The 23879-nt window shown below is 31.4% G+C and carries 18 protein-coding genes and 1 pseudogene; 13 read left to right on the top strand and 6 right to left on the bottom strand.

The window, feature by feature from the left end; all coding sequences use genetic code 11:
• Nucleotides 1-122: 122 nt before the first annotated feature.
• The 4 genes from KCTC32516_RS04505 to KCTC32516_RS04520 all read left to right on the top strand — a co-directional run bounded on the left by KCTC32516_RS04505 (nt 123) and on the right by KCTC32516_RS04520 (nt 5400).
• A complete protein-coding gene (locus tag KCTC32516_RS04505; protein WP_301402278.1) occupies nt 123-2897 on the top strand; it encodes a TonB-dependent receptor in 2775 nt (924 codons plus the stop codon).
• A gap of 120 nt (nt 2898-3017) precedes the next feature.
• The gene (locus KCTC32516_RS04510) at nt 3018-4130 is read left to right on the top strand and encodes a beta-helix domain-containing protein (protein WP_301402280.1); all 1113 of its coding nucleotides are present in this window, start codon (nt 3018-3020) and stop codon (nt 4128-4130) included.
• A 140-nt stretch (nt 4131-4270) separates the two neighbouring features.
• Complete coding sequence (locus KCTC32516_RS04515; protein WP_301402281.1) at nt 4271-4597, top strand: T9SS type A sorting domain-containing protein; 327 nt, start codon at nt 4271-4273, stop codon at nt 4595-4597.
• Between the two features lie 86 nt (nt 4598-4683).
• Nucleotides 4684-5400 carry a 3'-5' exonuclease gene (locus KCTC32516_RS04520; RefSeq protein WP_301402283.1) on the top strand — a complete coding sequence of 239 codons (717 nt, stop codon included), beginning with the start codon at nt 4684-4686 and terminating at the stop codon, nt 5398-5400.
• 1 nt (nt 5401) lies between these two features.
• Here KCTC32516_RS04520 and KCTC32516_RS04525 read toward each other — a convergent pair whose 3' ends face one another.
• The gene (locus KCTC32516_RS04525; protein WP_301402724.1) at nt 5402-7270 is read right to left on the bottom strand and encodes an ABC-F family ATP-binding cassette domain-containing protein; all 1869 of its coding nucleotides are present in this window, start codon (nt 7268-7270) and stop codon (nt 5402-5404) included.
• Between the two features lie 117 nt (nt 7271-7387).
• On the opposite strand from KCTC32516_RS04525, the gene KCTC32516_RS04530 reads away from it, so the two are divergent.
• Genes KCTC32516_RS04530 through KCTC32516_RS04540 form a run of 3 tightly spaced genes read left to right on the top strand, consistent with a single transcriptional unit; the run spans nt 7388 to nt 10325 of the window.
• Nucleotides 7388-8332: a tetratricopeptide repeat protein gene (locus KCTC32516_RS04530; RefSeq protein ID WP_301402285.1), complete on the top strand. Its 945-nt coding sequence runs from the start codon at nt 7388-7390 to the stop codon at nt 8330-8332.
• A gap of 2 nt (nt 8333-8334) precedes the next feature.
• Nucleotides 8335-9108: a lipoprotein insertase outer membrane protein LolB1 gene (lolB1, locus tag KCTC32516_RS04535; protein WP_301402287.1), complete on the top strand. Its 774-nt coding sequence runs from the start codon at nt 8335-8337 to the stop codon at nt 9106-9108.
• Nucleotides 9108-10325 (top strand): murein hydrolase activator EnvC family protein, encoded by a 1218-nt coding sequence (locus KCTC32516_RS04540; protein ID WP_301402289.1) that lies wholly within the window; start codon nt 9108-9110, stop codon nt 10323-10325. Before lolB1 ends, KCTC32516_RS04540 begins: the two co-directional genes overlap by 1 nt.
• Nucleotide 10326: 1 nt before the next feature.
• Here the strand turns inward: KCTC32516_RS04540 and KCTC32516_RS04545 are convergent, their stop codons facing one another.
• A complete protein-coding gene (locus KCTC32516_RS04545) occupies nt 10327-10836 on the bottom strand; it encodes an acyl-CoA thioesterase (protein WP_301402291.1) in 510 nt (169 codons plus the stop codon).
• Nucleotides 10837-10921: 85 nt separating this feature from the next.
• Complete coding sequence (locus KCTC32516_RS04550; protein WP_301402293.1) at nt 10922-11830, bottom strand: HU domain-containing protein; 909 nt, start codon at nt 11828-11830, stop codon at nt 10922-10924.
• 96 nt (nt 11831-11926) lie between these two features.
• On the opposite strand from KCTC32516_RS04550, the gene dprA reads away from it, so the two are divergent.
• Both dprA and KCTC32516_RS04560 read left to right on the top strand, forming a co-directional pair.
• Nucleotides 11927-13033, top strand: coding sequence for a DNA-processing protein DprA (gene dprA / locus KCTC32516_RS04555; protein ID WP_301402294.1), 1107 nt, complete (start codon nt 11927-11929; stop codon nt 13031-13033).
• 34 nt (nt 13034-13067) lie between these two features.
• A complete protein-coding gene (locus KCTC32516_RS04560) occupies nt 13068-14126 on the top strand; it encodes a hypothetical protein (protein WP_301402296.1) in 1059 nt (352 codons plus the stop codon).
• Between the two features lie 4 nt (nt 14127-14130).
• Here the strand turns inward: KCTC32516_RS04560 and KCTC32516_RS04565 are convergent, their stop codons facing one another.
• Together KCTC32516_RS04565 and mfd are read right to left on the bottom strand one after the other, a co-directional pair.
• Nucleotides 14131-14988, bottom strand: a complete 858-nt coding sequence (locus KCTC32516_RS04565) for a DMT family transporter (protein ID WP_301402298.1) — start codon at nt 14986-14988, stop codon at nt 14131-14133.
• Between the two features lie 86 nt (nt 14989-15074).
• On the bottom strand, nt 15075-18359 hold the full coding sequence (gene mfd / locus KCTC32516_RS04570; protein ID WP_436410110.1) for a transcription-repair coupling factor: 3285 nt from the start codon (nt 18357-18359) through the stop codon (nt 15075-15077).
• A gap of 176 nt (nt 18360-18535) precedes the next feature.
• Here mfd and KCTC32516_RS04575 point away from each other — a divergent pair, with 176 nt between their 5' ends.
• Nucleotides 18536-19105, top strand: a complete 570-nt coding sequence (locus tag KCTC32516_RS04575; RefSeq protein WP_301402301.1) for a putative outer membrane beta-barrel protein — start codon at nt 18536-18538, stop codon at nt 19103-19105.
• On the opposite strand, the gene KCTC32516_RS04580 is transcribed toward KCTC32516_RS04575, so the two are convergent.
• A complete protein-coding gene (locus KCTC32516_RS04580) occupies nt 19076-19864 on the bottom strand; it encodes a transporter (RefSeq protein ID WP_301402303.1) in 789 nt (262 codons plus the stop codon). The genes KCTC32516_RS04575 and KCTC32516_RS04580 overlap by 30 nt on opposite strands.
• Before the next feature lie 104 nt (nt 19865-19968).
• On the opposite strand from KCTC32516_RS04580, the gene KCTC32516_RS04585 reads away from it, so the two are divergent.
• The 3 genes and pseudogenes from KCTC32516_RS04585 to feoB all read left to right on the top strand — a co-directional run bounded on the left by KCTC32516_RS04585 (nt 19969) and on the right by feoB (nt 23831).
• The gene (locus KCTC32516_RS04585; RefSeq protein WP_301402304.1) at nt 19969-20625 is read left to right on the top strand and encodes a metal-dependent transcriptional regulator; all 657 of its coding nucleotides are present in this window, start codon (nt 19969-19971) and stop codon (nt 20623-20625) included.
• A complete protein-coding gene (locus KCTC32516_RS04590; RefSeq protein ID WP_301402305.1) occupies nt 20622-21644 on the top strand; it encodes a metal-dependent transcriptional regulator in 1023 nt (340 codons plus the stop codon). Before KCTC32516_RS04585 ends, KCTC32516_RS04590 begins: the two co-directional genes overlap by 4 nt.
• Before the next feature lie 2 nt (nt 21645-21646).
• Nucleotides 21647-23831: pseudogene (gene feoB / locus KCTC32516_RS04595) on the top strand (ferrous iron transport protein B).
• The last annotated feature ends 48 nt before the right edge of the window (nt 23832-23879 follow it).

A 23879-nucleotide genomic window follows, 5' to 3' on the forward strand; every position in this document is an offset into this window, starting at 1 on the left:
AATGACTTAACAATGACTTAACCTTGTGTTAATAGAAAAGTAATTTAGGTATAACATTGTCTTTACAAAAGGACAAGACATTTGCACTTAAGTAACAGATGATATATCTAGAATAAAAAAGAATGAAAAAATTAATTATAGTATTTGTATTTTTAAGTCAATTAATTTCTGCTCAGAGCAAAGGAACTGTAAAAGGAATTTTAACTGATGCAGAATCTAATAACGAACCTTTACCATTTGTAAATGTATTTATTAAAGGCTCTACTGTTGGGCAAACAACAGATTTTGACGGAAACTATTCATTAAATATTGCTGCAGGAAAATACACACTAGTTTTTAGTTTTGTTGGATATCAAACGATAGAAAAACAGATTGATGTAAAGGATAAAGAAACCTTGGTAGTCAATCAAAAATTGAGCGCGAAAGCTGGAGTAACTTTAAATGAAGTTAAGATTCAAGGAACTATTAATAGAGCAAAAGTTTCTGCAATTTTATTGGACCAAAAGAAAGCCATTGCTATTAAAACAACTATTGGCGCTCAAGAATTAGAAAGCAAAGGGGTTTCTGATTTGGCAACCGCTGTAACGAAAGCAACCGGAATTTCTAAACAAGAAGGGTCTAATAATATTTTTGTGAGAGGTTTAGGAGATAGGTACAACTCGACTACATTAAATGGCTTGCCAATTCCATCTAATAATCCATCAAGAAAAAATATTACGTTAGATTTATTTTCTACAGATATTGTTCAGAAAATAGACATTAATAAAATATATAATGGAACAATTTATGGGGATTTTGGAGGAGCAAATATAAATATTGTTTCTAAAGAACACGTTGGAAAACCATCTATGGAAATTGGAATTGGTTCTGGAACAAACTCTAATCTTTCGGGAAATTTTTATTTACAAGATGGACCTGGTTTTTCAGGTTTTTACAAGAATAATTATCCAGCAAATGCTTTAACTGGATATAATTTTACAACAAGTTTAGACAATGTTTCTAAAACTCCAATTGCAACACGCATTTCTGTAAAAGGAGGAAAAAAATATCAAATAGGAGAAGAAGGAAATCTTAATTTATTTGGAACAGCATCTTTTTCTAGCGGATATAAATTTAAAGAAGGAATTCAAAGAGGAAGTGTAAACGCACAAGGGTTAGCGTATACGGATTATACTTTTAAAGCATATGATTATAACACCAACACTACAGCGATGCTAAACGCTGCATATAAAGTAAATGCAAATAATACGTATAAATTTAGTTCATTGTTTATCAATTCTTCTAGTCAAAGTTTAGATGAATATAGTGGTGTAATTAATGTTTTTGATAACGCAAGTAATGGCGGAGGCTTTGTAAAAAGAGCAACTTTTGATAAAACAGCATTGTTTGTAAATCAGTTTTTAGGAAATCATAAAATTGGAGATAAAATTACTGTTGATTGGGGAATCTCATACAATCATATTAACAATGTAATTCCAGACAGAAGACAAAACATGTTGGTTCCTAAAGACAATAATGACCCAACAGGAGTAAAAGTAGTTTCTGATTTAACTTCTTCTGATAACCATCGTTTTTTCCAAGAATTGTTTGAAGATGAAGTTTCGGCAAATTTTTCAACGTCTTATCTTTTTGCAAAAGACAAAGAAGAAGTATACAAAGGAAAATTTACAGTAGGTTACAGCGGAAGATTTAAAAAAGTAGATTTTAAAGCAACTCAATTTAATTTTAGAATCAATAGAAACACTGTTCAACCAATTGTTGATCCTTCAAATTTAAACGCGTATTTTAATCAAGCTAATTTAACAAACAAATTTTTTAAAATAGAAACATTTAGAGGCGATGCTTCAACAGCAAACGCTTTAGACCCACAAACCTATTTTGGGAATCAATTTATAAATGGAGGATTTTTAGAAGCACAGTACAAGTTTACACCAAAATTTACAGCAGTTTTAGGAGTAAGGTTAGAGCATTTATATCAAGATATTAGCTGGAAAACTTCTTTAGATCCAGCAGGAAATAAAAGCACCTTTACAAAGTTTGAGTTTTTGCCAAACGCAACATTTAAATATGAAGTAAATGACAAAAATAATTTAAAATTAGCGGCAAGTAAATCGTACACATTACCTCAATATAAAGAAAGAGCTCCATTTCAATTCGAAGAAGTAACTCAAATTAAATTCGGAAATCCAGATTTAAACTTATCTACCAATTATAATGTAGACCTAAGATGGGAGTATTTTCCAAAAAGAGAAGAAGTTATTTCGATAACAGGTTTTGGGAAAATTATTAAAAACCCAATTAACGAAGTCATTGTTGCTTCTGCAACAAATGATATTTCTTATGTAAATACAGGAAAACAAGCAACTGTTTTTGGGGCAGAATTTGAAATCAGAAAGAATATTTTTTCTTTAGAAAATGATAAAGAAACAGCAGTGTTGAAAAACAAACTATCTGCTGGTTTTAATGCATCATACATGTATTCGAAGCAAGATTTTAACAGATTTAAAGTAATCAACGAAACCAACTTAAATGTAAACTTTACAAACAAAGAAGGAAGATTAACAGGGGCATCAGATTTAATTTTAAATGCAGATGTAACCTACAAAAAAGACTTTTCTAAAACAGCCAATTTATTAGCAACAATAAGCTATAATTATTTTTCAGATAGGGTGTATGCAATTGGTTCTGCAGGAAAAGGAGATCTTATCGATAAAGGAACTGGAAGTTTAGACATCATCTTAAAATCAGAACTTTCTAAAAAAATAAAGCTAGGGTTTTCTTTAAAAAACTTATTAAATCCATCAATTAAAAGAGTACAAGAAATTCAAAATGTAGAAGTACTTTCTTTTAAAAACGGAATAAAAGGAAGTTTATCACTTACTTATAAATTAGATTAAAAAAGCACTTAACATAAGCATAACAACAAAACCCTATGCTTAACACACTTTTAAACTTTAGATAAAACACACACTAAACAGAAGCCATTTCTTTGTGGTAGAAAATAACTAAAACACAAAATGAAAAAAACTTTTTTATCGATTTTAGCAATTGCAGCAATTGCTTTTTCAAACTGTACAACTTCTAGTATTGAACCAGTAATGGGTTTTCAAGTAGATGCAACAAACTTTAAAGGGACAATAACACAAGGAACTGTTTCTTTAGACGCAAGTGTAGAATATAATTTAACAGGAGCATTGATAATTGAAAACGGCGCTAAATTAATAATTCCAGCGGGAACTGTTATTAAAGCTTCTGGAGGAACAAGCGCCTATATTGCAGTAGCACAAGGAGGTAAGATTTACGTTGATGGGACTGCAACAAATCCAGTTGTAATGACTTCTTCTAAAGCCAACCCAGCTGCTGGTGATTGGGGAGGATTTGTAATCTGTGGAAAAGCGCCAACAAACAAAGGAGCAACAGCAACTGCAGAGGTTTCTGATTTAACCTATGGAGGAGCAGAACCAAACGACAGTTCTGGTTCAATAAGATATTTAAGAGTAGAATATACTGGAGCAACTTATAACGCTTCTAAAGAGTTTAACGGAGTTTCTTTATTTGCTGTTGGTTCTGGAACAACTTTCGAATATGTTCAATCATATAATGGAGGTGATGATGGTCTTGAGTTTTTTGGAGGATCAGTAAATGCAAAATATATTGTTTCAGTGAATTCTGGGGATGACTCAGTTGATTTTGCTGATGGGTTTACTGGATCCATAGAAAATGTTTACATAAAAGGTGTAAATAAAGCTGGATTTGAAGGGTCAAACAATGGAGATGATGGAAACGCAACCCCAGTTACAACAACTACAATAAAAAATGCTACAATTCTTCTTGGTGGTTTAACTGCAGCAGAAGGAGCTATTTATTACAAAGAAGGCGGAGGTAAAATTACGTATCAAAACATATATGTTGACGGGTTAAGCTTAGGAGTTAAAGTAAAAAGTACAGATACCGCTGCAAATGCAAGAATAAAAGCAGGGGATTTAATTGTAAACCCAATACAGTTTGTGAATAAGCCAGTTGGTTTTGATTATGGGGAAAAAAGTGTGATTACAGAATTAAATAATACAGGAGCAGGTTCTGGAGCAGCAGTGCCATCTTGGGCAGCTGGTTGGACAGTTGGATTGTAAAATATTTTGAATTAATTAGAGTAAAAAAGCAGGCGAAAGCCTGTTTTTTTACTTAAAACCAATAGGTTACATTGTAAAAAATTGTATGTAACGAAGAAAATAAATAATTATTTTATATATTTATAAGATTATTTAAAGATATGAGAAAACGTTACTTTTTAATCTTTGTTTTTTGTACTTGTTTTGTTTTATTGTCTAGAGGGCAATCTAACAACATAAAGACAACTAATATTGTTAAGTTTTCTGCCTTCCCAAACCCAGTAAATCAAGGAGTATTAACTATAAAAACGTTTAATACTAGAGAAAAAGAAGTAACCATTTATAATGTATTAGGGAAAAAAATATTTACTCAAAAGTTTTCTGGAACGATGAAACAATTAAATGTTTCTGAGATAAGTTCTGGAATTTATATAATGAAAGTTGTTGAAGGAGATAAAGTGGCTACTAAAAAACTAGTAATCAAATAACTTTTACAAGAAAATTACATAAAAAAAAGCCTCGAATTTTCGAGGTTTTTTTATTTTTAGTAACTTCACAGTAAAAATTTTCTGCTATGAATTTACATTTAAAACTAGAGAACATCTTATTTATAGACATAGAAACGGTTCCGCAAGAAGCTTCTTGGAACTCAGTTTCTGAAAACACAAAACAGCTTTTTGATCAAAAAACAAAATACCAACGCAAGGAAGAATTTACCGTTGAGGAATTTTACGAACGTGCCGGAATTTGGGCAGAATTTGGAAAAATTATTTGCATTTCGGCGGGTTTTTTTGTGAATCAAAAGAATGAAAAACAACTGCGGGTAAAATCATTTTTTGGTGATGATGAAAAAGAGCTGTTAGTTGACTTTAAAAAGCTGTTAGACACACATTTTAATAAGAATGAGCATGTTTTGTGCGCACATAATGGAAAAGAATTCGACTTTCCGTACATCGCCAGAAGAATGATTGTGCACAGAATTGAATTGCCAAAAAAACTCAATCTGTTTGGTAAAAAACCATGGGAAATTCCGCATTTAGACACCATGGAATTATGGAAGTTTGGAGATTACAAACATTATTCTTCCTTAAAATTATTAACATCTATTTTAGGAATTCCATCACCTAAAGATGATATTGACGGTAGCGAAGTTGCAAACGTGTATTACAAAGAGAAAAATGTAGACAGAATTGTAACCTATTGCGAAAAAGATACAGTTGCTGTTGCTCAATTAGTCTTGCGTTTTAACAATGAAGAATTGCTCGAAGAATATCAAATTGTAAGCGCGTAAGTTATCCTTCTAACTTCATAGAAAGCTCTAACCAACGTTCTTCTTTTTGCCCTAAATCAGCAATAATTTTTTGTAATTCTTGTGATTTTTCATTGATTTCTTCTGATGAAATTTCATTGTTAGCAAACTGATGTTCAATCTGAGTTTTCTTCTTTTCTAACTTAGCAATATCGGTTTCTAGCAAACCAAATTCTCTATTTTCATTAAAACTTAGTTTTCCTTTAGGGCTAGAAGTAGATTTTGTGACTTCTTTTTTTGATGAAAGGATATTCGGTTTTTCTTCTCTAGGTTTAGAATCTTCATAGGCTCTAAAATCTGAATAATTTCCAGGAAAATTTTCTATAACACCATCTCCTCTAAACACAAAAAGAGAATCCATTATTTTGTCCATAAAATACCTGTCGTGAGAAACTACCAATAAGTTTCCAGGAAAATCTAACAAGAAATCTTCTAAGACATTTAAGGTTATAACATCTAAATCGTTTGTGGGTTCATCTAAAATTAAAAAGTTTGGATTCTGAATTAAAACCGCACATAAATACAAGCGTTTTTGTTCCCCTCCACTTAATTTTTCTACAAAATCGTGTTGCTTTTTTCTGTCGAATAAAAAGCGTTCTAATAATTGACCAGCGGTAATTTTTCGTCCTTTGGTTAACGGAATAAATTCTCCAAATTCTCTAATTACCTCAATTACTTTTTGCCCTTCTTTTATAACGATTCCGCTTTGTGTATAATACCCAAATTTTACGGTTTCACCTAACACAACTTTACCGCCATCAACAGGAATTTTTTGTGTAATTAGATTTAAGAAAGTCGATTTTCCTGTTCCGTTTTTACCAATAATCCCGATGCGTTCTCCACGCTTAAAAACGTATTCAAATCCATCTAAAATCAAGGTGTCATCAAATGATTTTTTAATTTTATGAAGCTCTAAAATTTTACTTCCTAAGCGTTCCATATTAATCTCTAACTGAACCTGATGATCTTGTCTTCTCTTGTGTGCTTTTTCTTTGATTTCGTAAAAATCGTCAATTCTAGATTTCGATTTTGTGGTTCTTGCTTTTGGTTGACGACGCATCCAATCTAGTTCTTTATTGTAAAGGTTTTTTGCCTTTTCTACCGTAGTTTGCTCTAGCGCAATTCGCTCTTCTTTTTTCTCTAAATAATACGAATAATTCCCTTTATATCTGTATAATTTTCCGTGATCTAATTCTACAATTTCGTTACAAACACGTTCTAAAAAATAACGATCGTGCGTTACCATAAAAAGAGTTATTTTTTCTTTAGCAAAGTAACTTTCTAACCATTCAATCATTTCTAAATCTAAATGATTTGTTGGTTCGTCTAAAATTAATAAATCGGGTTTATTGATTAAAATAGTTGCTAAAGCCAAGCGTTTTTTTTGTCCACCAGAAAGCTCGGAAACCTTTTGCTGTAAATTCTCGAACTTTAATTTTGATAAAATTTGTTTGTATTGGGTGTCAAAATCCCAGGCGTTGTGTTGTTCCATCAACTCAAAAGCTTTTTGATACGCTTCTGCATTTTCTGGATCTTCTAAAGCTTTGTTGTATTGCTCAATAACTTGTAAGGTTTTGTTTTCTGAAGAAAAAACAACTTCTTTAATGGTAAGTGTTGGATCTAACTCATCATTTTGTGCTAAATACGAAATCTGAATTCCTTTTCTACTAATTACTTGTCCAGTATCTGGAACATCTAAACCAGCAATAATGTTTAAAATGGATGTTTTTCCACTTCCGTTTTTGGCAACAAAGGCAACTTTTTGATCTTTGTTTATGCCAAACGAAAGTTCTTCAAAAAGAATTCTTTCGCCGTAAGATTTTGAGATGTTTTCTACTGATAAGTAATTCACCATAAAAAGTTTTCACAAAGAACCTAAAAACAAATCAAACTATAAGAGGTTTTAGGCAATTTATCTTTTAAGAATTATTATAAATACTATCTTGCAACGTTATTAGTTATAATTCTAATGAAATTAAGCGTTACTTCTTTTTTTTTACTTCTTTTTTTGTGGAATCCAATTGCTGGATTTTCACAAAATAGCATTCCGATTTCATCAAATTTAAAAGAAGAAAACTTTTTAAAATTTCAAAATCATTTTTTTAAAGCTTTGGCGCAAAAAGCGATTTATAATTATAGAGTTGCCATAGAAAATCTAGAAAAATGTAACGAATTGAAGCCAAATGATGTTTCGGTATTGTTTGAACTTTCTAAAAATTACTTAATGATGAAACGCTTTTTAGAAGCAGAACAATACGCTGTTCAAGCTTTAAAAATTGCCTCTGATAATTATTGGGTTTTAGAACACTTAGGAAGAATATATTTAGCATCGAGCAATATTAATAGCGCGATTGTAATTCAAAAAAAAATTATAGAAATCAACCCAAAAGAAAAGGAAAAATTGGTGTTTTTGTATTTTCAAAACAATCAATTAGAACAAGCAAATACCCTTTTGGTTGCTTTAGAAAAAGAAAATCAGTTGACACCAAACTTGGTTCAGTTTAAAAAGCGATTTTTTAAAAAAATGATTCAAAAAACAGCAATTAAAAGCGAAAATTTGCAAGATTTAATCGCCAAATTTGAATCTGATAAAAGTTTTGAAACGCTTCGTAAAATAGTAACCTTGCCAACAATTACGAATAAGCAGTTGCTTTTTTACAGCAACAAAGGTTTAGAATTGTTTCCGGCGCAAGCATTTGTGTATTTAATGAATGCGAAAGCATTAAATAAAAACAATAATTTTGAAAAAGCCATTGAACAATTAACAAACGGAATTGATTTTGTAATTGACGATAATAATTTAGAAGCCTCTTTTTACGAAGAATTAGCCATAAGTTATGGTAAATTAGGCAAGGAAAAAGAAGCAATAAAAAACAAAAATAAAGCGTTAGCATTACGTAAAAAACAAGAATAGAAATGAAATTTTTTAGCGCTTTATTAATATTAATGCTAGCAATTACCTCGTGTAAATCTACCAAAACAGCTCTTGGAACTTCGGCTGAAATAAAATCAATGTCAGTAAGAAAAGTTTCTAAAAAATATCTTCAAAATACATTTCATAAAAACACCGTTGAAGCGAAACTTAAAGTTGCATATCAAGACAACAACAACAAACAAAAATTAAGCGTAAAATTACGAATAGAAAAAGACAGCGTTATTTGGCTAAACGCAACGTATATTGGCGTAATTGTGGCAAGAGTTAAGATAACACCCAATTCGGTTAGTTATTACGAAAAACTAAATAGAACGTATTTTAAAGGCGATTTTAATGCGTTAAAAAACATGTTAGGAACCGATATTAATTTTACACAATTACAAAACTTATTATTGGGTCAAACAATTTTTGATTTAAACGCTCAAAAATACAGAGCAGTTGTTGATACGAATGCACATTTATTAATGCCAGTACAACAAAAAGCATTGTTCGATGTTTTCTTTTGGATCAACCCCGTTCATTTTAAATTAGACAAACAAGAATTGCATAATTCGTTTAAAAATCAAACACTAAAAGTTGCTTATAAAAGATATACAAAAATCGATGGAGAAACTTTTCCGAAGAACATCGAAATTAGAGCAACAGGAAATGATACATTTACAAATATTGATATAGAATTTAGATCGGTTATTTTTGATAAAGTATTTTCAACTCCATTTAAAGTTCCTAGCGGATATAAACAAGTTGTTTTTTAATGAAAGCTTTTAAACTTTTTTTCTGTTTTTTTCTGATCGCATTATTTTCGAATAATGCTGTTTCTCAGGCGCAAACAAAAAAACAATTAGAAGAAAAAAGACAAAAATTAAAACAAGAAATTTCTAAAGTAAACAAGTTGTTGTTTACCGTACAAACGAAAGAAAAAAACGCATTAGATGCTTTAGAAGATCTCAATCAAAAAATTGTAACAAGAGCAGCATATATAGAATCTATCAATAAAGAAGCGGCATTTTTATCATCAGAAATAAAACAAAACGAAAGAAAAATTACCAAATTAACCAAACAACTTACGGCTTTAAAGAAAGATTATGCCGATATGATTTTTAAATCCTATAAAAGCAAATCTAAACAAAGTCAGTTGTTGTTTTTAATGTCTTCTCAGAGTTTTCAGCAAGCATATAAACGTGTGCAGTATATGAAACAATATACGAAATTTAGAAAAAAACAAGGACAAGAAATTGTTTTGCAAACTGATGTCATCAAAAAACTAAACGACTCACTGTTATTTAAAAAGCAAGAAAAAGACACGTTGATAAAAGTAGAAACAGAAGAGAAACAAAAGATAGAAATTGATAAAAAAAATAAAACAAAACTTGTTTCTCAAATCAAAAAGAAAGAAAAGCAGTACATCAAAGAAATAAAAGCGAAGCAAAAAGAAGACCGTAAAATTGCTGCTCAGATAGATAAAATTATTAAAGACGCCATTGCAAAATCAAACGCGAATAAAGCAAATAAAAAATCAACCAGTTTTGCATTAACGCCAGCCGCAAAAGCATTGGCAAAAAAGTTTGAAAGCAATAAAGGAAAATTACCTTGGCCTGTAAAAAGTGGTTTGGTTGTAAGAAAATTCGGAAAACAACCGCATCCAACATTACGTGGAATTACAATTACAAGTTCTGGTTTGCATATAGCTACAGAAAAAGGAGCAACAGCTCAAAGTGTTTTTAACGGAAAAGTTTTGGCAATACAAGTTTTATCTGGCGGAAGAAAAGCCGTTTTAATTCAGCATGGAAATTACATTACCACGTATAATAATTTAGAAACCTTAGCTGTAAATAAAGGCGATAATGTTGTAACTGGACAAGTTTTAGGGAAAATATTTACCAATAAGGTTACCGGAAAAACCACGTTAATATTTGTGTTACACAAAGAAACACAACGACAAAACCCAACAAATTGGTTGTTAAAAAGATAGTTTAGATAAACAAAGCTTTTAATTCAGTCGCTTTGTTTGGCTCCAGTTTTCCAGATAAAATCAAGCTCAATTGTTTTCTTCTTAATGCGCCATCAAAACGTTCTTTTTCTAGTGCTGTTTCTGGTGTAATTTGCGGAACAGGAACTGGACTTCCAGTTTCATCAACAGCAACAAAGGTATAAATTCCTTCGTTTACTCTTGCTCTTTCTCCAGATTCTCTATCTTCAATCCAAACATCTACATAGATTTCCATAGAAGATTTAAAAGCACGAGAAACTTTTGCTTCTACAGTAACCACGCTTCCAACCGGAACTGCCTTTGTAAACGCAACATGATTTACAGATGCAGTTACAACAATTCTTCTAGAATGACGACGAGCAGCAATGCTACAAGCACGATCCATTCTTGCAAGAATTTCTCCACCAAATAAATTATTTAAAGGATTTGTTTCGCCGGGTAAAACCATGTCTGTTAAAACAGTTAATGATTCTTTTGGAGTTTTTGAATGCATCAGAAATAGAATTTTAAATTCTCCGCAAAGATAAGTAATAAGAGATAAATGGTATTGCGGTATTCGTATTAAAAAAAAGTGTTTTTTAATGTAATTTCTTTATAAACATCCAAGCGTCTTCAGAATAATTATCTCTAATTTTTGCTAAGTTTTTATACGCTTGTGCTCTGGTTTCGAAACTAGCATACGTTACTTGCGTTAAGCCCCATTTATTTTTTCCAATAATTTCTGCGTTAAAACCTTTTGCTTTTAATTGGCGCAATTTTTTTTCTGCATTTTCTGGAAATTCAAAAGCTCCAGCAATAATATGGAAGTTTTTAGGCGATTCTTTTGCAACATTTAATTGAATTGTAGGCAACGGATCTCCAATAACAAAAGTTGCAGACTGAATTTTCTTTTCAACATCTAATTGCTGTTTTGCGTACTGTTCTTTTAGTTGATTGTTTTGAAAGCCATTCCAACCAATTGTGCCAACAGTTAAAAATATGGCAGCTGCTGCAGCATATTTTAAAAAGGGTGATGATTTTTTACGAGCAATAACAGGCGTTAATTTTGTTGCTTGTTGTTGATATTCTAAACGTTTTACCGCAGGAGAACTTAAAGCGCTCATCCCAAAAGTTTCAATCAAATAATTTGATTCAGAATTTGGCTCAAAAATTAGCTGATGCTCTTTATTTAAAGACAAACAACCAACTTTACCAATAACAACAGCTTCCGTTTTTAATTGAACATTCCAACTTTTTACAACTGCACTAATTTTTTCTGATGCTTTTTCAAAAGAAATATTTTCTGATGATGCAATATGATTTGCTAATAAACCATCATTATTTTTTAAATGCGAATTGAACGTAATTTGTTTTGTTGGCGGATAAAAGGTGTGTGAAAAATGATTCACTTTTGCCGAAATGGCGTTGGTTACAAATCCTCCAAAATTTGGTATAATTACGCAATCGTATCTGTATAATAAATCGTTGATGTAGCTAGTTAAAGTCATAAAAACAAAGTTAGTATTTTTTTGTAAAAAAAACGAATGCAATTAGAAACTTATCAACAAAAATTTGTTGTATCTTGACTGTCAAATTATTGCGGTTTGAAAAAAGAAAAATTACTAGCCATTTTGCGTCTGCAAAATACAAAATCTGTGGGCGATATTTCAGCAAAAAAGCTCATTGTCGCCACCGGAGATGTTCGTCAGATTTTTAAAGAAAAGCCAACTACTTTATTAAAAATCAACGGAATTGGAACACATGTCGTCAATCAATTATTTGATAATCAGCACAAAATTCTTGCCGAAGAAGAACTCGATTATATTCAGCAGAATAATATTGTAACTTCGTATTTTTTAGATGATGATTATCCAAAAAACCTACAACAATGTATTGATGCACCCATTTTATTTTTTAAAGACGGAAATATCAACCTACAAAACGAGCGAATCATTAGTATTGTTGGCACCAGAAATATGACGCCTTATGGAAGTAGTTTTTGTAAAGAATTGATTAAAGATTTAACAACATACAATCCAATTATTGTAAGTGGTTTTGCGTACGGAGTTGATATTTGTGCGCATAAAGAAGCAGTCAAAAACAAACTACAAACCATTGCCGTTTTAGCACATGGATTTGAACAAATTTACCCAAAAACACATAAAAAGTACATCAATCAAGTGAATGAAAATGGCGGATTTATCACAGAATTTTGGCATGATGAAGATCCGTTAAGAAAACATTTTTTACAGCGAAATAGAATTGTAGCGGGAATTTCTCAGGCAACAATTATCATAGAATCTGCAGAAAAAGGCGGCTCTTTGGTAACTGCGGATATCGCTAATTCATATGATAGAGACGTGTTTGCTGTTCCTGGAAGAACAACAGATTTGTATAGCAAAGGATGTAATCAATTGATAAAAAACCACAAAGCAGCGCTGTTAACATCCGCGGAAGATGTTGCAAAAATGTTGAATTGGGATCTTGATTCAAAACAGAAAAAAACAAAAACCATTCAAAAACAATTGTTTGTTGAGCTGAATACGAACGAACAAAAAGTGTACGATTATTTGCTTAAAAACGGCAAACAATTCTTAGATATTATTGCCATAGAATGCAATATTCCTATTTACAAATTAGCACCTTTATTATTACAATTAGAAATGAAAGGCGTTGTACAACCTTTGCCAGGAAAATTGTTTGAAGTGTAGTTTTTATCCCTATTTTTGATAAAAATCATACGAAATGGCATCCGAAGAAAAATTAATGTCGCAAAAAAAACCTGCTTTTCCAGTCAATCAGTTATTAAATGACTACTTGATTGAGAATAGTAGAAATATAAAAATCCCAATTTTTTATGATGACTTACTTCGCTTTCAAGGTTCTGTAGTTGTGTATGATAAAAATGACGAAGACACACTTTGGGTACGAACGTATTATTCTGAATTTGAACGACAAGAAATTGATTTAAGTTTAAAAAAAGTCTATACAATCTTGCATTCTAACGGAAATGAAGAAACCATTAAATACTTAAATATTGATGCTGTTGATTATTGTACGTTTGGAAACTCGAAACCTTTTCGTGTAAAAGTTCGGAATATTTTAAACGATAATTACACGTATTTTTATGTAAAAAAAACGGATGCTTCTCGTGTGTATGGATTAGAATTAGAACATATTTTATCGCCTTATAATTTAAATTTTTTGGTGTACAAAGACACGCTAATTGAAGAACATATTGCAGGAATTCCTGGAGACGATTTTATTAAAGATTTTTTACCAAAATGTACAGCATCAGAAAAATCACAAATTGCAAAGGAGTTTGTAAAGTTTAACGAACGCTGTATGATTCGACTTTTAGGAGACATGCGTTCTTATAATTATGTGATTGTGCCCACGCACGATTTTGATCATATTGTGTATAAAATTAGAGCCATAGATTTTGATCAGCAAAGCTTTGAAGGAAAGTTTAAAGTCTATTATCCGCAGTTTTTTAAAGAAAACAATAAAATGGTTTCTTTGGTAAGTGAAAAGTTACAAAATTCTTCTATTGAGCAATATAAAATTGAAGAACGATCTATCGTTGCAAAAAGAATTTTAAGTTCTGAAAATAGAATCAATCAGTTGATAAATGCCATGAAACACGACACCATTTCTACAGATAAAAATGTAACGCTGTTAAAAAATCAAATTTTTGATTTTACCTTAGATGTAAACTTTAAGAAAAGCAATAATATGGGAGAAATTATTGAAACGGCTTTAGAGTTTGTAAAACGGAATTATCAAGACGAAAATCCTAAATAAAATATTACTTTTTAGAGCGAATACTTTCAATCACAACGGTAGATAAAATCAACAAACCACCCAAAAAGGTGTTTAAAGTCGGAATTTCATTCAAGAATAAAAACGCTAAAAGAATTCCGAATATGGGTTGAATGCTGCTAATAATACTTGCAGTAGAAACTGAAAAATAAGAGAATTTTTTCACCATCATTGTATGCCCAATTGCTGTAGTTAATAAAGCTAATAATATTACATAAGGATATTGTGTTTCTATTACAGAAGTATCAAAAAAGAACAATAATGGTGCTAATAAAATAGTGATAAAAAGCACTTGGTAAAACATCAACATGGTTCCATTATAAACAGCAACATGTTGTTTTAAAATTAAGATTCTTAACGAATAACACAGGGCTGAAATCACCCCTAAAATAATTCCTTGTACATGATTGCTTTCTAAATCAAATTCGGGGGCTAAAATGTAAATTCCGAGCAATACAATCAATCCTAAAACAATATGAATTGGATTGAATTTTGTTTTGATAAACAAGGGTTCTAACAAAGCAGTAATCACCGGAAATGTATATAAAGACAACATTCCTAAAGCAACATTTGAGAGTTTTAAAGCGTAGAAATACGTGGTCCAATGTGCTGCCATAAAAATGGCTCCAAGTGTAAATGTGAAGAAATCTTTTTTAGAGTAAATTTTAAGATTTATTTTTTTAAATCGACAATACGCATACAAGAAAAGAACCGCTAAAGAAGAACGCCACCAAACCATAATTGAAGGCGGCATTTCTATATATTTTCCTAAAACACCAGAAGTACTTATAAATAAAGTAGCGAGTAAAAGTTCAGAAATGTGTTTTAGATGTTCGTTTTTCATATTGTTTGTCTCCTCGAGCGGAGTCGAGAGGTTAATATTAGTTTTTTAAAATTTAATAGTTCTCGACTCCGCTCGAACGGACATGTTTATTTAATTTTTTCAAGAATAGACAATGCTTTACCTACAGTATCTATATGAATAAAGGTAATTAATAAACGCAAACCATTTTTGGTTTCTTTTTCTTTCATCACACAACTTTTAGGGTTTTGCTGAACGTATTTTAACATGTTTGTAAAATCTTCTGTTTGATAAAAAGGACTTTGTTGATCAGAAACATAATAGCCAATCATGCGTTTTTTCTTCAAGATAATTTTTTCTAATCCCAATTTTTTTGCCAACCATTTGATGCGAACAGAATCTAATAAATCTACAACTTGAATCGGAACTTCTCCAAACCGATCCGTGATTTCTGTTTCAAAATTCACCAATTCTTCTTCTGTTTTTAAGTCGCCCAATTTGTTGTATAAATTCAAACGTTCTGTAATAGAATTTACATAATCATCCGGAAATAAAATTTCGAAATCGGTATCAATCGTTACTTCTTTTACAAACTCTTTTGGTTTCGATTCATCAGCCGGATACAATGCTGCAAACTCGTTTTCTTTCAATTCTTCAATTGCTTCAGACAATATTTTTTGATAGGTGTCAAAACCAATATCATTGATAAATCCACTTTGTTCTCCACCCAATAAATCTCCAGCTCCACGAATTTCCAAATCTTTCATGGCGATATTAATTCCGCTACCCAAATCAGAAAATAATTCTAATGCTGTAATCCGTTTTCTGGCATCATCTGTCATCATATGATAAGGCGGCGTGATAAAATAACAGAATGCTTTTTTGTTTGATCGACCAACTCTTCCACGCATTTGATGTAAATCAGACAGCCCAAAATTATTGGCGTTATTTACAAAAATGGTGTTTGCATTCGGAACATCCAATCCACTTTCTACAATGGTTGTAGAAACCAACACATCAAATTCATTATTCATAAATCGGAGCATCAAATCTTCCAACTTTTTTCCTTCCATTTGACCGTGACCAATTCCGATTTTTGCAGAAGGAATTAAACGCTGTAATAAACCTGCAACTTCTTTAATGTTTTCGATTCTATTATGGATAAAAAACACTTGTCCGCCTCGAGAAATCTCATACGAAACAGCATCTCTAATCGTTTCTTCAGAAAAGCGAATGACATTAGTTTCTATTGGATGACGATTTGGCGGCGGTGTATTTATGACCGATAAATCTCTTGCTGCCATCAAACTAAACTGCAAGGTTCTTGGAATTGGCGTTGCAGTTAATGTTAGCGTGTCAACATTTTCTTTGATGGTTTTTAATTTGTCTTTTACAGCAACACCAAATTTTTGTTCTTCATCAATAATTAACAATCCTAAATCTTTAAACTGAATACTCTTATTGGTTAATTGATGCGTTCCAATAACAATATCAACAGAACCATTTCCAATTCCTTCTATGACGCCACGTTTCTGATTTGCGGTTCTAAATCTGTTTAAATAATCTATGGTAACAGGGAAGTTCTTTAGCCGCTCCGTAAATGTTCTAAAATGTTGATAGGCTAAAATTGTAGTTGGAACTAAAATAGCGACTTGTTTTCCGTTGTCAACGGCTTTAAATGCGGCTCTAATTGCAATTTCTGTTTTTCCAAAACCAACATCACCACAAACCAAACGATCCATTGGTTGTTCGTTTTCCATATCGGCTTTTACATCTTGAGTTGCAGATAATTGATCTGGTGTGTCTTCGTAAATAAAACTCGCCTCCAACTCATGTTGCATAAAGGTATCTGGTCTGTATTGAAATCCTTTTTGCAGCTTTCTTTTTGCGTATAATTGAATTAAATTGAACGCAATATGTTTAACTCTTGCTTTGGTTTTTTGTTTGATTTTTTTCCAAGCACCAGAACCTAATTTGTAAATTTTTGGAGCTTTTCCGTCTTTTCCATTAAATTTTGAAATTTTATGCAACGAATGAATGCTGATGTATAAAATATCGCGATCGCCATAAAATAATTTAATTGCTTCTTGCTTGTTTCCTTCAACATCAATTTTTTGTAAACCACCAAACTTTCCAATTCCATGATCTATATGTGTAACATAATCGCCAATTTCTAAATTATTGATTTCCTTTAACGTAATGGATTGCTTTTTTGCGTATCCATTTTTTAATCTGAATTTATGATAACGTTCAAAGATTTGATGATCTGTATAACAAACTATTTTTTCATCAATATCTATAAATCCCTCATGCAGTGGAAAAACGATGGTTTCGTAACTTACATCTTCTTCTACATCGTTAAAAATATCATGAAAACGTTCAGCTTGTTTGTCGTTTGCACAAAAAATATAATTGGTGTACCCTTGCTTAGAATAGTTGTTTAAATTGGTGATTAACAAGTCGAATTGCTTGTTAAAAGAAGGTTGCGGCAACACATTAAACCGAACATTTGTAGTTGTTTGTGCTTTTTCTGGTTGATTGATTGCAACTGTAGAAAATTGATTGATTTGTTCTTTTATATACGCACCATTGCAAAACAATTCTTCGGGTTTTGCGTGTTTTATTTCTTTGGATAATTCTTTAAAAGCGTCAGTTGCTTTTGCATAAAAAGTGTCTAATTTTCCCGTTAATAAATCAATATTTTGATAAAAAATAATTGTTTTGGGTGAAATGTATTTTAGAAAACTTTCTCGTTTTTCTTGCAGCGTTTTGTTCTCAACATTTGGCATAATGCTGATTTTTTTCAGCTTGTCAATAGAGAGCTGCGTTTCAACATCAAAAGTCCGAATACTTTCTACTTCATCTCCAAAAAATTCAATCCTGTAAGGTTCGTCATTAGAAAAAGAAAAGACATCTATAATTCCGCCACGGACAGAAAATTCGCCGGGTTCGGTAACAAAATCAACTCGCTTAAAATGATATTCAAACAACACTTCGTTTACAAAATCAAGCGAAAGATTTTCTCCAATACTTAATTTTAAAGTGTTTTTTTCAAGTTCTCTTTTGGTAACAACTTTTTCAAACAATGCATCTGGATAGGTAACAATAACCGCTGGTTTTTTTTGCGAATTAATTCTGTTTAAAACTTCTGATCGCAGTAAAATATTTGCATTGTCTATTTCTTCAATTTGATAAGGTCTTCGGTAAGAACCAGGATAAAACAACACTTTTTTATCGCCCAATAATTGTTCAAAATCATTTAGATAATATGCCGCTTCTTCTTTATCATTAAAGATGATAAGAAAAGGTTTTTCTGTTTTTTTAAAAGTTTCGGAAATAACAAAAGACAACGACGAACCCACCAAATTCGTGATTTGAAAAAGGTTTTTTTCGTGTTGAAGTTCCGATAAAATCTGTGTTGTTTTTTCAGATTTCTTATATCGATTGATAATAATCTCTCTACTCAATTCAACTATTTTCAGCAAATGTACTATAACTATTTGTAATAATTTAATCTGTAAACTCGGTTTAAAAAAAATACAATAACTTTAGAAAAAATTAGTTCTTAAAAAGAAATGCAGAAAAAGACATGTTCAAATCTTTAAAAATATTTTTAGTAGTGCTATTTATTGGTTTTCAAACTGTTGCACAGAATAAAGAAAACAGATGGGTGGTTGGTGCAAGTGTTGGCGTTGCCAAATTTGCATCAGAAGATGTTAAGGCTGTTGGAGATCAATTTATTTTCCAAGTTCCATCACTAAATGTATCCAGGTATTTTTTTAACGGGCTAACCTTAGACGCTGGTCTTTCTTTTAGTGTTATTGATAGAATTCCTGGGTTTTATTCAAATAGCGTTTCGTATGTATCTATTGATGGTGCTGTTAAATACGATTTTGGGACTTTGAATGATAATTTAGTTCCCTATGTGATTCTTGGAGGAAGTCTTTTAAAAACAACCTATAAAATGACTACAACAACTAATATCGGTGCTGGCGGAACATTTTGGTTGAATCCTAACTATGGGATAAACACACAATTACAGTATAAATATTCACCAGAAACAGATGAAAGTATGCGTTCGCACACCTATTTTTCAGTTGGCGTAGTTTATAGTCTTCAACCACGAATATTAGTTCCTAGATTGTGGAGTAATAATTGACCGTTCTTTATTTTTTTTCTGAGTAGTAATATTCCAACTAAAACCAGTAGAAAAATAATTCATCTTATAATTTAAGCCTGTTCCGTAAGAAATATCTAATTGTAGATTGTTTTTTAGCAAATAAGTAAGTCCAATATCAAAATTAGCTAAATGATTTTCAAACTCTGCAAATTCGCCATAAGGTTCAATATAAACCCCAACTTTATCAGACAACGAAACACTTAATGCCATAGAATAGGTGAAATTACCAATTCCAGTTCCGAGATAATCATAACCAACATTGTATCCTAAACCAAAATTATTAGAAATAACATGCGAAATTGATAGTTTATTAATTATGCCTAACCTATCATTTGTCAGTTCTCTTTTTGCTGTCGGTAAAATGAAATGTGATAAAAAAGCAATTTCAGTATTCACATTTTTCTTTTTGAGTAATTGAATTTTTGTTCCTATTTGGAGATCGCTAATACCACTTTTTTTTAACGAGTTGCTAATTGTTTTGTTGGTTTCAAATTCTGTTAGTAAACGGAGTTCAAAGTTTTTTGAAATTCCATATCTCCATAAAACAGAAGGATGTGCATTTGCTTGTGCTCTAGCATCTCTTTGAAAGAACACGCCAGCTTCTATTTGTAAGCTTTTTAACGGAATTATTGATGAGCTTTCAGTTTGATCAGGTCTGTCTGTAATTATTTCTTGCGCAGAGATTGTTGTAATTGCAAAAAATAACAAAAGGGCGTGCTTTTTTTTAGATAGATTCATTTTTATTGTGAAGTTTATACAAATATAAAATATTTTTTAGACAAGGCTAAAAAATATTTTTTTATTTTGTAAATAATCATACCTTTGCATTATAAATAGAACCTATGTTTAGTCAGTCAGAAGAAAATTATTTAAAAACAATCTATCATTTAGGAATTACTTCACTCAAAGGAGTAAGTACAAATGCTATTGCAAAAAAATTAAGCACAAAAGCTTCTTCTGTAACAGATATGATTAAAAAACTAGCAGATAAAAAGCTGCTGATTTACAAGAAATATCAAGGAGTTTTATTAACTGAAGAAGGAAAAAAATCAGCAGCATTAATTGTTAGAAATCATCGCTTGTGGGAGGTTTTTTTGGTAGAAAAATTAAATTTTAATTGGGATGAAGTGCACGATGTTGCAGAACAATTAGAACATATAAAGTCGACTAAATTGATAAATGAAATTGATGCTTTGCTCGGTTTTCCAAAATACGATCCGCATGGAGATCCGATTCCAGATATCAACGGAAATCTTCATCAAATGGAAAAGAATTTGTTATCAACGTTAAAAATAAATGATACAGGAATTTGTGTTGGTGTAAAAGACTCTTCAGTTGCTTTTTTACAATTTTTAGACAAACAAAAAATTGCATTAGGACAAGAAGTTGAGGTGTTAGAAAAAGAAGATTTTGATGCTTCTATGACGATAAAAATCAACAATAAAAAGATGACCGTTTCAAATAAAATAGCTACTAATTTATACATTCAGAAGCAATGAATTCAATAGATCCAAAAGTATTGCTACTTGTTTTTTTTGGAACAATCGTTTTGTTGTATTATTTCTTTAGACCCACAAAAGGAATCTATTTTTTATTAAAAAAATCCTATAAATCAAATTCAAAAACGGTGGTTGAGGATATTTTAAAACTATTATACCACAATCAAATTTCTAATAAAAATTTAACCACACACGATTTAACCGACAAGTTAAATTACAACAATTCACTATTGATAGAAAGCATCAGTAAAATGATTGAAAATGAGTTGATTTACATGGATGGAGATTCATACAAATTGTCTGAATTAGGGAATGAACACGCGCTTCAAATTGTAAGAGCACATAGGTTATGGGAAAAATATTTATCAGAAAAAACAGGTTTTGACAAACAGGAGTGGCACGAAAGAGCAGAAAAAAAGGAACACGAATTAAGTATTGAAGAAACCAATAAGTTAGCAGAACTTTTGGGAAACCCTAAATACGATCCTCATGGCGATCCAATCCCAACAAAATCAGGGAAAATAGCTTTAAAGAAAGGAGTTTCATTATCAACTTTACCCGTGAAAAGTGTTGGTAAAATTATTCATATTGAAGACGAACCAGACATTATTTACCGACAAATATTAGCAGAAAAAATCCATTTAGATTCTCTAATTCGCGTTGTCGAAAACAACCCAAATCGCGTTGTATTTCATTCAGAAGGAGAAAAATTTATTTTAGCGCCTGTTGTTGCAGGAAATATTACGGTTCTCGTTTTAGAAAACACTTCAGAATCTGAAGAAAAAACAATGCGTCTTTCTAGTTTAAAACCATTAGAAAAAGCAATAATTATTGGACTTTCTAAAGAATGTAGAGGAGACAATAGACGTAGATTATTAGATCTGGGTTTTGTAAAAGGAGCTACCGTAGCAATCGATTTGTTAAATCCTTTAGGCGACCCAAAATCTTTTACAATAAAAGGGACAGCGATTGCTTTAAGAGAAGATCAAGCATCAAAAATTCTAATTAAAAAAGTATAACCATGGAAAATCATTTAAAAAGTGCCTGTGATTCTTGTGCTCATTTCAATGAAAATGGGTTGAAAAAATTAGGAGTTGATACCCGTGATTTTGATTTTGTTTTAGCGTTGGCCGGAAATCCAAATACAGGAAAAAGTACCGTTTTTAATGCGCTAACAGGATTAAGACAACACACCGGAAATTGGCCAGGAAAAACCGTAACAAGAGCAGAAGGAGCTTTTGAATATGATGCTCAAAAATTTAAATTGATAGATTTACCTGGCACGTATTCTTTACTTTCTACATCAGAAGATGAAGAAGTAGCACGTAATTTTATTCTTTTCGGGAAACCATCTGTAACCGTTATAGTTGCTGATGCTAGCAGATTAGAACGCAACTTAAATTTAGTATTACAAATATTAGAAATTACAGATAAAGCTGTTTTGTGTTTGAATCTAATGGATGAAGCAAAAAGAAATCATATAGAAATTGATACAAGAACGCTGTCAAGAGATTTAGGAATTCCAGTTGTTGCTACAAGCGCCAGATTTAAAGAAGGAATTCCAGATTTAATAAAAACAATTAGTGAAGTGGCAAATGGAAAAATTAAATGCAAGCCGCATAAAATTAAAAGTATTCCTAAAAACATTGAAAAAGCAGTACAAGAATTAAGTAAGTATATAGAAGAAGTGTACCCGAAAATTGAAAATAGTCGATGGTTGGCTTTTCGCCTTTTAGAAGGAGATTCGCAAGTGATAAAAGGACTTGAAGAAGGTAAATTTGTGTAAAATGAAGAATAAATCAATAGAAAATATAATTGCATTATCTAAAGAATTAAGATGGCAAATTGGCGATGATTTTCATGATAATTTAGCCGAAAGTATTTATGCAGATGCTTCTAAAATAGTGGAGAGTTCTGTAAAAAAAGACCAACAAAAGACGAACTTTAGATTAGATTCAAAAATAGATAAAATAGTAACGAGTAAAATTTGGGGGTTTCCAATTATGTTGCTTTTGCTTGCTTTGATTCTTTGGATTACCATAATTGGTGCTAATTATCCGTCTTCAATGTTGGCAAGTTTATTACTAGACACCGTACATCCATTTTTAAAAAATGGCGCAACAGAATTACAAATTCCTTGGTGGTTAACCGGTTTTTTAATTGATGGCGTGTATTTATCTGTGGCTTGGGTAATTGCTGTAATGTTGCCTCCAATGGCAATATTTTTTCCGCTTTTTACACTTTTAGAAGATTTTGGATATTTGCCAAGAGTGGCGTTTAATATGGATTATTTATTTAAAAAATCTGGAGCACACGGCAAACAAGCATTAACCATGAGCATGGGTTTTGGATGTAATGCAGCTGGAGTTGTAGCAACACGAATTATTGACAGTCCACGAGAACGATTAATTGCCATCATTACCAATAATTTTTCGCTTTGTAATGGTCGCTGGCCAACGCAAATTTTATTAGCAACTATTTTTGTTGGAGCAGTTGTGCCAGCATCCTATGCTAGTTTAGCGTCTTTATCAGCGGTGATTGGCATTGCGGTTTTGGGAATCTTTTTTATGTTTTTCTTTTCTTGGGCGTTGTCAAAAACCGTGTTAAAAGGAGAAGTTTCTACCTTTAATTTAGAATTACCACCTTACAGACCGCCCGTTTTTTGGAAAACGATTTATACTTCATTAATAGATAGAACGCTTATTGTTTTGTGGAGAGCAGTTGTATTTGCAGCTCCAGCTGGCGCAGTTATTTGGTTAATTTCTAATATTTTTATTGGTGATGAAAGCATTGCTGTTTGGTTGATACATCATTTAGATGGTTTTGGATTTTTATTAGGATTAAATGGCGTGATATTATTGGCATATATTGTTGCTATTCCTGCGAACGAAATTGTAATTCCAACAATATTAATGTTAACGGTTTTGGTTACAGGTGTTTCTGGTGGTGCAGGTGTTGGAGTATTGTTTGAATTAGATTCAGTTACCGCAACGGGAGATATTTTAAAAGCGGGCGGTTGGACGCTTTTAACAGCAACGAATGTGATGTTGTTTAGTTTGCTTCACAATCCCTGTAGTACAACAATTTATACCATTTATAAAGAAACTAAAAGTGTTAAATGGACAGTAGTAGCTTCTCTTTTACCAGTTGTTGCTGGTTTTATTGTTACTTTTTTAGTTGCTCAAATCTGGAGAATTGTAGCATAAAAAAATGAAATTAAATAGAAAAGCCATTTAAAACTTGAATGGCTTTTT

This window comes from Polaribacter huanghezhanensis, assembly GCF_030444335.1.
Lineage (GTDB): Bacteria > Bacteroidota > Bacteroidia > Flavobacteriales > Flavobacteriaceae > Polaribacter > Polaribacter huanghezhanensis.

Bases quoted from the DNA above. Each gene is read 5' to 3' on its own strand.
- KCTC32516_RS04590 (WP_301402305.1), top strand. From the start codon at position 20,622: ATGAATTCAATAGATCCAAAAGTATTGCTACTTGTTTTTTTTGGAACA.
- KCTC32516_RS04515 (WP_301402281.1), top strand. From the start codon at position 4,271: ATGAGAAAACGTTACTTTTTAATCTTTGTTTTTTGTACTTGTTTTGTT.
- KCTC32516_RS04540 (WP_301402289.1), top strand. From the start codon at position 9,108: ATGAAAGCTTTTAAACTTTTTTTCTGTTTTTTTCTGATCGCATTATTT.
- KCTC32516_RS04545 (WP_301402291.1), bottom strand. From the start codon at position 10,836: ATGCATTCAAAAACTCCAAAAGAATCATTAACTGTTTTAACAGACATG.
- KCTC32516_RS04520 (WP_301402283.1), top strand. From the start codon at position 4,684: ATGAATTTACATTTAAAACTAGAGAACATCTTATTTATAGACATAGAA.
- lolB1 (WP_301402287.1), top strand. From the start codon at position 8,335: ATGAAATTTTTTAGCGCTTTATTAATATTAATGCTAGCAATTACCTCG.
- KCTC32516_RS04565 (WP_301402298.1), bottom strand. From the start codon at position 14,988: ATGAAAAACGAACATCTAAAACACATTTCTGAACTTTTACTCGCTACT.
- KCTC32516_RS04585 (WP_301402304.1), top strand. From the start codon at position 19,969: ATGTTTAGTCAGTCAGAAGAAAATTATTTAAAAACAATCTATCATTTA.
- KCTC32516_RS04550 (WP_301402293.1), bottom strand. From the start codon at position 11,830: ATGACTTTAACTAGCTACATCAACGATTTATTATACAGATACGATTGC.
- KCTC32516_RS04580 (WP_301402303.1), bottom strand. From the start codon at position 19,864: ATGAATCTATCTAAAAAAAAGCACGCCCTTTTGTTATTTTTTGCAATT.
- KCTC32516_RS04530 (WP_301402285.1), top strand. From the start codon at position 7,388: ATGAAATTAAGCGTTACTTCTTTTTTTTTACTTCTTTTTTTGTGGAAT.
- KCTC32516_RS04575 (WP_301402301.1), top strand. From the start codon at position 18,536: ATGTTCAAATCTTTAAAAATATTTTTAGTAGTGCTATTTATTGGTTTT.
- KCTC32516_RS04560 (WP_301402296.1), top strand. From the start codon at position 13,068: ATGGCATCCGAAGAAAAATTAATGTCGCAAAAAAAACCTGCTTTTCCA.
- KCTC32516_RS04510 (WP_301402280.1), top strand. From the start codon at position 3,018: ATGAAAAAAACTTTTTTATCGATTTTAGCAATTGCAGCAATTGCTTTT.
- KCTC32516_RS04505 (WP_301402278.1), top strand. From the start codon at position 123: ATGAAAAAATTAATTATAGTATTTGTATTTTTAAGTCAATTAATTTCT.